The organism is Iodobacter sp. CM08, assembly GCF_033446605.1.
Lineage (GTDB): Bacteria > Pseudomonadota > Gammaproteobacteria > Burkholderiales > Chitinibacteraceae > Iodobacter.
On the sequence record NZ_JAWQUO010000007.1, the window covers coordinates 15,373 to 27,837 of the forward strand.

Here is a 12,465-nt window from a genome sequence, read left to right on the forward strand (position 1 = left end):
AATGCGGCCACCCTAAACAGACCAGCCATGCTGGTCTTTTTTATGCTTAAACAATGAAACCAGTCTGGATTTTTGATCTCGATAACACCCTGCATAATGCCGATTTGCACGCTTTTCCGGTGATTAATCGCGCCATGACCGCCTATTTATCCCAGCATTTATCGCTCAGCCCAGAGGCGGCATCACGATTGCGCACTGACTATTGGCGGCGTTATGGCGCTACTTTATTGGGCTTGCGTCGCCATCATCCGCATATTGATCCCGTACATTTTTTACGCGCTACCCATCCTTTAAGCGAATTGCTAACGGCGATTCATCCCATGCAGGGGTTAAAAGTGGCCATTCGGTGCTTACCTGGGGAGAAAATCCTCTTCACTAACGGTGCGCGCCATTACGCCAAGGCCATGATGCTGGCCTTGGGGATCGATGATTGCTTTAGCGCTGTAGTGGCGGTTGAGGATGTCGATTTTATTCCTAAGCCAAATATTCATGGCTATCGCCGCCTTATTAGCAAGTTTAAGTTGGAGGCTAATCGCTGTATTTTTGTAGAAGATACCTTGGCTAATTTGCTTACGGCCAAGCGCTTAGGTATGAAAACCGTATGGCTAAACCGTGGCAGCTTTGGCGCGCAGGCGGCCGATTTAAGTATTGCTAAGTTACGCGACTTACCGCAGCGAGGCCGTTATTTATTTGGCTAGCAAGTCGTTTAGCCGTTGTGGGTATGCAGGCTTAGAATAACTACGACAGATTTATCCTCTATATCAAGGCAAACTGGCAAATTTATAGCGGCTAGTGTAATTTGTTTGGCATAAACATAAAGCATCAGTCAGAACTTGTGCAATTTTTTACATACAGAAGATTGGAGATTCAATGGAAGCCGCTCGCCAGCTATTTGCAGCACTTAATCGTGATTACCTTGCCGTTCATAAAGCCAAAGAAGATCTGTTTTGGGATACCTATATGGCAATCTCCGATGATCATGCAGGCTTTGCCAAGGCGGAAGACGCGTATAAAAACTTTACCTCTAGCCCCGCTAAATTGGCGCAAGTTAGGGCGGCTTTGGCGCAATTAAGCGCGGACGATGCCGATACGCAAGCTTTGAAACACGGCTTAACCGGCTGGTTGGCGTTATTTGAAAGCAATATTATCGATAGCGATGCCGCCCGTGATTTGATGAGCCAACTGATTGTGATGGAAGCCGAGCTGTTTGCTAAAAAGCGTGATTATGTGCAAACGCATATCAATGATAAGGGCGAACGCGTTGAAGCCACTCAAGGCTCATTAGCCACCAATATGTCGACCAACCCAAGCGAGCAAGCGCGTAAAAGCTCCTTTGACGCAATGGCGGGTCTGGAAAACTGGGTATTGGAAAACGGCTTTTTAGAGATCGTTAAACAGCGTAATGCCTTTGCCCGCGCTCAGGGCTACGCCAATTACTTTGATTATAAAGTGCGTAAAAATGAGCAAATGAGTAGCGAAGAGCTGTTTGCAATTTTAGATGATTTTGAAGTGCGCACGCGGGATGCCAATCTGCGCGGCTTAAACGAGCTGGTAAAAGAACACGGTAAAGACGCTTTGCTGCCGTGGAATTTCCGCTACACCATCAGTGGCGATGTGGCGCGTCAGCTTGATCCATATTTGCCTTTTGCCAAGGGTTTGCAGCGCTGGGTTGATAGCTTTTGCGGGTTGGGGATTACTTATCGCGGTGCCACCTTGCAGCTCGATCTTTTAGAGCGCAAAGGTAAATATCAAAATGGCTTTTGCCACGGGCCAATTCCTTCGTTTGTAGATGCAGATGGCAGCTGGGTTGCGGGGCAGATTAACTTTACCTCCGATGCTAAGCCAGATCAGGTGGGCAGTGGCGCGCGGGCGATTAATACGCTGTTTCATGAAGGCGGCCATGCGGCGCACTTTGCTAACATCACCCAAAACTCACCGTGCTTTTCACAAGAATTTGCGCCGTCCTCTATGGCCTATGCCGAAACACAATCGATGTTTTGCGATAGCTTGCTAGAAGATGCCGATTGGCTAAAGCGCTACGCTAAAAATGCGGCTGGTGAAGCGGTGCCGGATGCTCTGATTAAAGTGCGTATCGAAAAAACACAGCCATTTGCCGCGCTTAACGAGCGCAATATTTTGGTGGTGCCTTATTTTGAGCGCGCTTTGTATCTACTTGCCGATGACGCGCTTACTTCGGTAAACGCGTTGGCGCTGGCCCGTGAGTTTGAAATGAAAATCTTGGGCTTTGAGCGTGCAGGTCGGCCACTCTTGGCAATTCCTCATTTATTAAATCAGGAATCAGCAGCGGCTTATCACGGCTATTTGTTGGCTAATATGGCGGTTTATCAAACCCGCGCCTTTTTTGAGCGCGAGTACGGCTATCTGACCGATAACCCCGCCATTGGCCCGTTGTTATCTGAGCATTATTGGGCACCGGGTAATAGCATTAGCCATAACGCCAGCTTAATCAGCCTGACGGGTGAGGCGTTTAATGCCAAGTATTTAGCCGATGCGTGTAATCAGACTGTTGAAGATGCATGGAATGAGGCGAGCGATAAAATCAGCGCCGCCGCCAGCCGCAGCTATCCTGAATCGCCTGTAAAGCATTTGGATGCGCATATTCGTATTGTGCATGGCGCAGAGCTGCTGGCAGATAATCAGCAATCTGATGCACAGATGTACCAGGACTTTGAGCGCTGGGTGGCTAAGCAATACGGGGAGTAGAGAGGATGAGGGTGGGCAAGGATTTATCTTGCGCACCCTATGCTGGTATTGTGTGGCATGGCGGTTTAGCCACGTACAAAGTGCTTTAAACCGCTCTGTTGGACACAATTAGCGCTGCGCGACTGCCAGCAAGCCGCCAACTGTAAAGAATGCTGCGCCGCAGCCTTGGTTAAAGCGCTTAATGCGATTTGGGCCTTTTAACCAGAGGCCAAGGCGTGCCCCCCCTGCGGCGTAGGCAACTTGCCAGCTGGCTTCAATAATAAAGAAACTCCCTAGCAGAATGAGCCATTGCCCCATTTGTGGCCGCGATGTGTCAATAAATTGCGGCAAAAATGCGCCAGCAAATAAAATGGCTTTAGGGTTAGAAAGGGCAACCGTCAGCCCAAGGCGAAAGCGTTTGCTTGCAGAATCTGCACCTGCATCGGGCATATGTAAACTATCGCCTGCCTTAAAACACTGCCAGCCTAGATAAATTAAATATAAAGCGCCCGCAATCTTAAAAATAAGAAATAGCGTGGCCGAGGTGGCCAAAATGGTGGCCATTCCAAAGGCTGATAAGGCAAATAAAAAATACAGCCCAGTAATTGCACCAGCCATCGTGGCTAAAGTGCCTTGCCAGCCATAGCGTGTGCCGTGCGATAGCATTAGCAGCATATTGGGGCCGGGGGTGCCGGAGATTAAAAAAGTGGTGGCAATAAAAGCCAGCCAAGTTGCTAAGCTCATCATATTGAAGCCTTTTTGCTCAGTTAAATAATATCCAGCCCAGGATGGTTTTTCATGGGTTTATCCAGATAGTAACCCTGTACTTGATCTATCCCTAATTCAATCAGCATATTAAAAATAGCTTCGTTCTCTACGAATTCGGCGATGGTGGTTTTGCCCATTTCATGCGCCATGCTCACCATGCCTTTGACAAAGACTTGGCTGTCGTGATCGCTAATAATGTCTTTAATAAAGAAGCCATCAATTTTAAGCACATCGGCTTTTAATTGTTTTAAATAGGCAAAGGAAGCAAAGCCAGTGCCAAAATCATCAAGGCAAACTGTACAGCCGGTGGCTCTTAATGCATCAATAAAACGCTCAGCATCACGGATATCCGATACCGCAGCTGTTTCGGTGAGCTCCACCAATAGCCTTGCTGGGTTTACTTTATGCAGCTTGAGCTGCTGGCTAATGTAATCAGGCATTTCTGGTTCATCAAAGGAGCGGCCAGAAATATTAATGGCGATGGATGGAATATTGGCTTTTTGACCGAGTAATTCAATGGTGGTGCGAATCACCCAGCGGTCAATATCAATAATCTTGCCGGTTTTTTCGGCGTGGGGAATAAACATCCCAGGCATGATGATTTCACCTGGTTTTTGCAGGTCTTTCATGCGCACCAAGGCTTCTAAGTGGGCGAGCTTGCGCGTTTTGGGGTAGTAAATACCTTGATAGTGTAACTCTAGCCCCTCATTTTCTAGGGCATCGGTGATACGGTCTTTCCATGAGAGCCGAGTAATAGCTTCTCGAGAAGGATCGGCATCTTGGCGATACATACGCCAAGTGGATTTACCTGCGGATTTAGCCTGATACATGGCGGAATCAGCATGGGCAACTAGCTCAAGTGAATTGCTGGCGTGATTGGGGAAGAGCGCTACCCCCACCGATGAAGAAGGGCGCAATACATGGCCTTCAACGGTAAAGGGAATTTGTGCGATTGAGCTTACAATTCGCTCGGCCAGTTTACTGACTTCAAACTCATTGCAATCGGGGACTAAAATCGCAAACTCGTCCCCTCCTAGGCGGGATAAAACCTCATGGCGGCGCACTTGCAGGCCAATGGTTGTGGCGATGCATTTAAGTAATTCATCACCCACGCCGTGACCAAAGGTATCGTTTACGTGTTTAAACTCGTCCAGATCGAAAAAGACTAAGGCCATGGCGCTTTGCTTGCGGTCGGCTTCTGAAACCATTCTATCTAGCTCTTGCTGGAAGCGATGGCGGTTATACAGGCCGGTAAGCGAGTCACGCTCCGCCAGCTTAATCATATGCTCGGATATTTCACGCTGCTGGGTGACATCTTCGTAAATCCACATCCGGCCATTGGCAGCGCCTTGGCTATCCAGCACCTTAAAGCCATGCTGCGTAATGACGCGTCCATCATTCATGGTGAGCTCACCAAAATCGACTTTATCGTCAGAGAGCACCAGCTCTTCTAGGTAGGTGGCAATAATATCGCCTAGGGCAGGCCGGTTTTCTGCAATTTGCAGAATTTGCCCAATCGGTTTACCTGGCAACTGATTACTTGGCCCAAGGCCCCATAAATCACAGAAGGCGGGGTTATGGAACACCACGCGATTATCATTATCTACAAACAACACGCCAAAGCGCATGGCTGAAAGCAGTGCGCTTAAACGGGCTCGTTCGGATTCGGCGCGGGATAAATAGCTTTGCCCTAGCGATTGAATTTGCCGCAGTTCAATTACTGCCTTGCGTAAGGAAAGACGGTCTTCTTTGAGCTCGCTATTATCGCGAATACTGGCTCGAAGGCCTAGATAGCTATTGTTTGAATCGTAAATAGGCTGCCAAGAAACCGATGCCCAAAAGGGTTGACCATCACGGCGTACTGCGCGAAATTCAAAATCTTGAATCACGGTGCGATGCAGCAGCGCTTGTTGTAGGGTCTCGGTGACGCGATCTCGCTCCTCTGGCATGGTGAGCGAAAGTGGAAAATCCCCTAATAGCATGCATTCATTGACTGAATAGCCAGATAGCCGTGTGACTGAATCATTAATCCACACCAGCTTGCCTTCATCGGGAGAAAGCCATAGCTCGGTACTGTGTGTGTAGTTGGCGATGGTATGAAATTTTTCTTCGTTCATCACCAAGGTATCAACCCGCTCTTTGATAACCGCTGTCATTTCATTAAAGCGAGTAGTGAGCTGGGTGATTTCAGTCAGGCCTTTGCTGGGCAGAGGAGCTTCATAGTGGCCTATTGCGGCGTTTTCAGCAGCTTTGATAAGCCGGTGGATATGCCGAGTAAGCCAAAAGCCAAGTAAACCCATGATCAGCGCGCAAAGCAAAACCCCTGCGATAATGGTAATGGCGCTTTGCAGCATCAGCTGATTAATACCGCCACGCATAATTTCTGTTGAAACACCAAAACGTAGCTCACCAAAAGGCTCGCCAGCAAATTCAATTGGGGTTGCCGCATGAATTAAAGCGGGCAGATCACGCTCTAGCGATAGTTTATCTACTGGAGGAAGTTTTTGTGCAATATCCCAGCCCCGAGCGGCAATGATTTGTTTTTTATTATCGAGCAGAATTAGGTAATCAATCCCTTCAGCGGTGCGAATTCCTTCAAGTAAATCCGCCGCTTGGGCCATGTTGCCGCTGGATAAAGGCGTGGCGAAGGCCGCATTTAATAGCCGAGATAATTCTTGAACGCGCACTTCGGTGGCATGGGTGGCCATTTCTGACCATATTCTCGATGTATTGAACAATAGGACGGCTAAAATCGTACATTGCACGAGTAGAGTGGCAACAATTAAACGTGCACGTAGCGAATTAAAAAACGGGAGCGATGCCATGCAAACCTGTTGGAAAATGATTACATATTTTATAGGCCAAGCAGCTTAAATATGCCTTAGTCGCTTGGTGCTTATGCTTTAGCATTATTTAAAAATATTGCTTGCACTTAGCCTGATTACTACCGAAAGCATTGTTTGCTTTCGGTAGTGTTACACCATCAATAATAATGAGTAATTGAAATGTCGTATATTGCTTATTTATTTTCTTAAACTAACTTTAGTTGCGTAGCTGCTTAATAAATACTTTTGAACGCCTTTGATAATTGTAGAGCTGCTTTCTTTCAATCGGCAAAGCATCAACGGTTGCCAGCGCAAAGCCTCTTTCTACAAACCAATGCGCGGTACGGGTGGTAAGCACAAATAGCTCGCGCACACCTAGGCTGCGGGCGTGTTGCTCGATGTGCTTGAGTAGCTGTTCGCCCCGATTAGCATCTCGGTAATCGGGATGGATCACCAAACAGGCCATTTCTGCCATATGGCTTTTAGGGAAAGGGTACATCGCTACGCAGCCCACAATCTTACTATCGTGCTCGAGCACCGAGTAACGATGGATTTCACGCTCGAGTAATTCTCGGCCACGTTTCACCAAAACCCCATCGTCTTCTAGCGGCTCAATCAAGGCCAATACCCCGCCGACGTCATCAATGGTGGCTTCGCGCATGGTTTCGAGTGAATCACGCGAAACCATGGTGCCAATCCCGTCGTGGGTAAATAGCTCTTTAAGCAAAGCACCATCCACATGGTGGCTAACCAAATGCGCCCGTGCTACGCCATTGCGCACCGCTTTAATGGCGCAGGGTAGATACAGCCGGATATCTTCGTTTGGATGGGGATGCGTGTTTAAAAACTGCTCAGCTTGCAAGGCGGTTAGTTCAGTTAGCAACTCGCCTACTAAGTCTTCTACTCCCTGCTGGCCAAGTAAAAAGATGAGTTTGTCGGCACGCAGGGCAATGGCGGCACTGGTGGCTACATCTTCGAGTGGCACATTAAATACTTCGCCCGTTGGCGAGTAGCCAAGGGTAGAAAGCAAGACCAGCTCACCATCATCAAGGCGATAGCGAATGGCGGTGGTGTCTACTTTCCGCACTTCGCCCGTGTACATTAAATCTAGGCCGTCACGAATACCCATGGGCTGCGCTGTAATAAAGTTGCCAGCAGAGACGCGAATATCGGCATTGGCCATGGGCGAGTTAGCCAAGCCCATCGATAACCAAGATTCAATCTCTACTCGAACTTGGCCCACCGCCTGAATGACGCACTCTAATGTTTGCGCATCGGTAACGCGTAAACCGTGGTGATAGCGCGTCTCTAAACCACGCTCATTAATACGGGCTTCAATTTGTGGGCGAGCACCATGCACAACAACTAAGCGCACACCAAGGCTGGTGAGCAGATTGATATCGTGCGTAATGGTGGCAAATTTGCCGTCGCGAACCACTTCACCACCTAAGGCAATGACAAAAGTGCGATCACGAAAGGCATGAATATACGGGGCGGCCAGACGAAAAGACTGGACGAACTCATCGGCTTGCATGGAATTCCTAAAAGATTTGTGAGCTTTGTGCCAAGTATGGCTTGTCGTTAGTGCTGTTGATATTTGTTGCACGATTATTATGTTTGCAAATCAAATGTCAAAGCGGCCTAGGCTGCTCGCCAACGGGTAAAAAGCCAGATTTTTTCATATTTTGTGCAATTTTTCTTTAAATAGCTAGCAACTTAGTCTTAAGGGGGCAGACACCTGCTTTAGACGAGGCTTTCTATCCAAAATATGGGTGAAGTCCTGTAGGTGGTAAGGAGAGTGTAAAAGGATTGTTGTGTCTATATTGTAAAGGTGACTGCGTAATGGAGCTTCGCCATGCTTACCCATCTTCTACTAATCCCCCCCTTGCTGATTGCGCTAGCGGCTTCAGCTGCTGAGGGTTTGGAGTGGCAAGTGGAGCTTGGACAAGGCGTGCAGCCAAGCCATGTTGAGCAGCATCATTTGTTTAGAGTGGCTTTACACAAGGCGCTACCTTGGTCTTGGTATGAGAGTAAAACCGGCAAATTAAGCTCCGGCTTTGCGATTGGGGCCGGATTGTGGCATGGGGATGATCGCAACACTGGTGAATTTTTTATTACACCTGAGCTGCGATATGAATGGGCTCCGCTGGAGACCGGCACGCAGTGGTTTGTAGAGGCAGGGGTAGGGGGGCATTTGTTTTCCCGCACGGATTATGCCAAGCGTGGCCCTTTTAGTACTGCATTTCAATTTGGCGAGCAGTTTGGTGCAGGTATGCGCTTTGGCGAGCAGTCTGCGCAAGATTTAACGCTGATGTATCAGCATCATTCGAACGCCGATATCAATACCCCCAATTACGGCGCTGATTTTGTGGTGCTGCGCTATGGCTTTAAAATGTAGGGCAAGTAGGTGGTGTGACGTTTGTTTGGTCCACCAAGAACACGAAAGGCAGTAAAAATGACATGGCATGCTGACCGTTTAAGCGATGCCCGTTCGTGATTTTCATGCCTTTCGTGGGCGATGTTTTTTATCTAAATCAATACGCCCCGCGCCCGCTCACTACCGTGCGAATGGTTTTGCAGACAATCGCCACGTCGTACCAAAGATTCCAGTTTTTAACGTACCAAGCATCCAGCGCTACGCGCTCGGCATAGGTGGTGTCGTTACGGCCGGAAACTTGCCATAAGCCGGTTAGCCCTGGGCGCGCTTCTAAGTAAAAATCAACGTGATCGCCATAGCGTTCCAGCTCGGCGGTGATAATTGGGCGGGGGCCCACAAGGCTCATTTCGCCTTTGATCACATTCCACAGCTGCGGAATCTCATCGAGGCTGGTTTTTCTTAAAAACTCACCAATCGGCGTAATGCGTGGATCGTTTTTAAGCTTAAAGTCTTTATCCCATTCCGCCCGTGCTTCGCTGCTGCTGGCCAGTAGTTTTTCTAGCACTTCTTGGCTGTTAGAAACCATGGTGCGAAACTTCCAGCACTTAAATGGCCTGCCGTTAATCCCCACGCGAACATGGCCAAAAAAGATGCTGCCAGGGCCACCTTGGCGTTTGATTTGAACCGCTACATAGGTCAGTAGTGGAAAAAGCAAAATCAGCCCAACGCTGGCCCCGAATAAATCAAAAGCGCGCTTTAAGGTGGTCAGCGATTTCACTGATAAATTATTGCGCACCCGCAGCAGCAGCACTTCATGGCTGAAAAAGTGATGCGGTACCACGCCAAACAGCGGCAACCCAGCAATTGGCGGGATGATATGCATATCTTTATATTTGAGGGATAGCAGCTCAATTTGCGGGCCTAGGCGGCGTAATTCATCTTCATCCACGGCAACCACCACGTGGGGGCGGCCGTTATTATCTAGCCAAGACAGCAACCCGCTTTCATCTAGCTGAATAACCGGCCTAGTCTTGCCATCAATAATCAGTGTGGCTGGATCGCTCTGGTTAATTGATAAAAAAGCCTGCACCTCAAAACCCAGCTGGCGCTCGCTATGCATGGCGCGGCAGGCATCGATGGCATTGTTGCTGGCCCCAATAATCACTGTGGGCAGTTGCCAGAGTTGCTTAGATAGCAGCCAGTTTTTCATTTGTGAGCGTAAAAATGGCAAAAGCAGTAGGGCTAGGCTCCAAGACATTGGCCATAAAAAGCGCGATACCGTGAATTTACCCAGCAGCACCAGCATGCCGTTGAGTAGTGCGGCGAGCAGCAGGGCGCGCAGTATTTCTAGCAGCTCATCCCAAAACGGCAGCCGCAGGCTGTAATGCCCGCGCCACCAAAAATTGCCAACGGTGAGTACGGCTAGAAACAGAAAGGCGGTACTTTGTTGCGAGCCTTCCCACCACCACCATGCGGCAAAGTCGCCACCAATTCTTTGGTGACGAAAAAAGCTGAGCATGGCTAGCGCCGCGCAAAAAGACGCGGTGAGCGCAGCAAAATCAGCCAGCGCCAACAAAGGCTTGGCCCTTTCGGCTTGTAAATGCTTATTCATTTTACTTCCTGATTTTCAAGCAAAAGTTCTGTAGAGCAAGAGCGGGTAAAACCCAGCCCTATCAACTCAAGAGAAACGGTATTCGTAGGGCGGGTGTAACCCGCGCACTGATTAAGCATCACTGGCTGCTTGCTCCCGCCCTAAGACAGTCCATAAGCCCTATAAAGGCTCGCCATCATTTTATCTAGCGAGTAATGCTGCTCTGCAAATGTTTTGGCCTGTGCGCCTAGTTTTTGGCGGCTGAGGCGGTCTTCGATTAGGATGTTTAGATATTTAACAAAGTCGGCACTGTTTTCACACAGATAGCCATTTTCGCCATCGATCACTAGGTCTTTATTACCGACCACATTGGTGGCGAGTACTGGCAGGCCTGCGGCCATCGCTTCTATTACGGCTACCGGCAAGCCTTCCCAGCGCGAGGTTTGTATATAGATATCAAGGCTAGCAAGGTGCTGCAATGCTTGGCTGCGGTCTGTCCAGCCTGTGAGCCGAACGCCGGCCTTGGCCAAGGTTTTTTCTGAGTGGGCATCCCCGCCTCCAGTCCATAGAAACTCTACACCGGGCTGAGTCAGCTGGCCGGCGATCTCTGCAAATAGCTCAGGATTTCTGGCCAGCGTTACACGGCCAACTGTGCCGATGCGCACAATATCCTGATTGCCGCTGGCGGCAGGGATGGCCGCCAGATCAACCGCGTTGTTCACGACCACTACATTGTTGCTGAGATGACGGCAGATTTCTGCACCCTCAGAAGGTGAGCAGGCGATAAAGGTGCAGGATATTTCTGAAAGTATTTTTTCTACCGTCAGAAAAATGGTGTTTTTTAAACGACCTTCGGCACGCTGCAAAAATGACAGGCCATGCGGTGAGAAAAACCATTTTGGCGCAGATCTGCCACGGATAAATAAGCTAACAATCCGCCCTAGCGCACCGGCTTTAGATGAATGCATATGCACCACATCTGGTTTTAACTCGCGCAGCCAGTGATAAAGCGCGCGGCCAGCACGCCAGTCAGCGGCAGGGTTAATGGCGCGCACCATGGGCAGTTGAATAAAGCGGATGGCATCGACAAACAGTGCTCGCCAGTTGTCCGGTGTTTCTTCACGGATCGAATGAATAATAGTGATGCTATGGCCGTCCTTGGCCTGTGCATTGGCCATGGCCGACACCATAGACAGCGTGCCAGCGCCAAAGGCCTCAACAATATGCACAATTTTAGCAGCGGGTTTTACGGGAATCAGGCTCATGCTTTTTTTGCTCTTAATTTGGATTTGAGCTTAAACACCAAGGAATAGGGCAGCAAGAGTAAAAGCTGCGTTCTCGCCATGCCGATCAGGGCGGCAAGGCGGCCATCGCTGTATTTTTTTTGCACTGCCAAGCGGGATTTGAGCTGCTGGCGGCGTTTACTCAGCGAAATACCGCTAGGGTCTAGCTCGTAGCGGATCAGCACATCGGGCAGGTTGGCTACTTTAAACTGGCGGGTGAATTCACTAAACAGCGCATAGTCTTCGGCGGCAGGCATATCCAGCGGATAGGGGCCGGTGCTCGCCAAAGCCGCGCTTCTAAACATCACCGCCGGATGAATAAAGGCCGAGTTATTACGCATGGCGTGGCGAATAGCCGTGTGCTCGCTTGGATGGCGCAGCACAAATTGCTCGGCGCCTGCTTGATTCACAAAGCTGGCCGCGCCGCCAACCAGCATCACATTGGGGTGCTTATCTAAAAAAGCGACTTGTTTGGCGAAGCGATCCGGCAGGTTTTCATCGCCGCAATCCAAGCGGGCAATCAGCTCGTAGCCTCGGGACGTAATCCACGTTAAGCCAGAATTAAGCGCGTGCTCAATGCCACGATTCACCGGTAAGTTTAAAAACCGCAGCTCGCCCTGTGCCTTAAATGCCGCTCTGGCGCGGCTGTGATCAATAGGCGCACGCATGCTGCCATCATCCACCACTACGGCATCGCATTGCTCGTGCTCACCAATCGAGGCCAGCGATTTAAGCAGCCCCTCAGGATTATTAAAATGTGGAATGAGTAAGATAAGGCGTTTCATGTGTGCTTTTGGTTTGCGAGTGTGGCTTCGCGTTTTAATTTAACAATGGTAGGGCGGGTGGAACTTGCTAAATCCCCCCTAAGCCCCCTTTTTCAAAGGGGGGAACTGCTATGGCCATTTAGCGCGGTATTAA

9 protein-coding genes are annotated in these 12,465 nt (G+C 49.4%); 3 read left to right on the top strand and 6 right to left on the bottom strand.

Going from position 1 to position 12,465, the window contains the following annotated elements:
* The first annotated feature begins 53 nt into the window (after positions 1–53).
* Positions 54–698 carry a pyrimidine 5'-nucleotidase gene (locus R6242_RS05180; RefSeq protein ID WP_318424612.1) on the top strand — a complete coding sequence of 215 codons (645 nt, stop codon included), beginning with the start codon at positions 54–56 and terminating at the stop codon, positions 696–698.
* Between the two features lie 172 nt (positions 699–870).
* A complete protein-coding gene (locus tag R6242_RS05185) occupies positions 871–2,724 on the top strand; it encodes a M3 family metallopeptidase (protein WP_318424615.1) in 1,854 nt (617 codons plus the stop codon).
* Between the two features lie 108 nt (positions 2,725–2,832).
* Here the strand turns inward: R6242_RS05185 and R6242_RS05190 are convergent, their stop codons facing one another.
* From R6242_RS05190 to argA, 3 genes are all read right to left on the bottom strand, one after another.
* The gene (locus R6242_RS05190; RefSeq protein WP_318424618.1) at positions 2,833–3,450 is read right to left on the bottom strand and encodes a LysE family translocator; all 618 of its coding nucleotides are present in this window, start codon (positions 3,448–3,450) and stop codon (positions 2,833–2,835) included.
* A 20-nt stretch (positions 3,451–3,470) separates the two neighbouring features.
* Positions 3,471–6,179 (bottom strand): EAL domain-containing protein, encoded by a 2,709-nt coding sequence (locus R6242_RS05195; protein ID WP_318424621.1) that lies wholly within the window; start codon positions 6,177–6,179, stop codon positions 3,471–3,473.
* Positions 6,180–6,513: 334 nt separating this feature from the next.
* Positions 6,514–7,830, bottom strand: coding sequence for an amino-acid N-acetyltransferase (gene argA, locus R6242_RS05200; RefSeq protein WP_293937869.1), 1,317 nt, complete (start codon positions 7,828–7,830; stop codon positions 6,514–6,516).
* Positions 7,831–8,151: 321 nt separating this feature from the next.
* Here argA and R6242_RS05205 point away from each other — a divergent pair, with 321 nt between their 5' ends.
* Entirely contained in the window at positions 8,152–8,694 is a 543-nt protein-coding gene (locus tag R6242_RS05205) for an acyloxyacyl hydrolase (RefSeq protein WP_318424625.1), read from the top strand.
* Positions 8,695–8,830: 136 nt separating this feature from the next.
* Here R6242_RS05205 and wbaP read toward each other — a convergent pair whose 3' ends face one another.
* From wbaP to R6242_RS05220, 3 genes are all read right to left on the bottom strand, one after another.
* Positions 8,831–10,285 carry an undecaprenyl-phosphate galactose phosphotransferase WbaP gene (gene wbaP, locus R6242_RS05210; RefSeq protein WP_318424628.1) on the bottom strand — a complete coding sequence of 485 codons (1,455 nt, stop codon included), beginning with the start codon at positions 10,283–10,285 and terminating at the stop codon, positions 8,831–8,833.
* A 140-nt stretch (positions 10,286–10,425) separates the two neighbouring features.
* Positions 10,426–11,529, bottom strand: coding sequence for a glycosyltransferase (locus R6242_RS05215; protein WP_318424630.1), 1,104 nt, complete (start codon positions 11,527–11,529; stop codon positions 10,426–10,428).
* Positions 11,526–12,332, bottom strand: a complete 807-nt coding sequence (locus R6242_RS05220) for a glycosyltransferase (protein ID WP_318424632.1) — start codon at positions 12,330–12,332, stop codon at positions 11,526–11,528. The genes R6242_RS05215 and R6242_RS05220 overlap by 4 nt, the downstream gene beginning before the upstream one ends.
* Positions 12,333–12,465 lie beyond the last annotated feature (133 nt).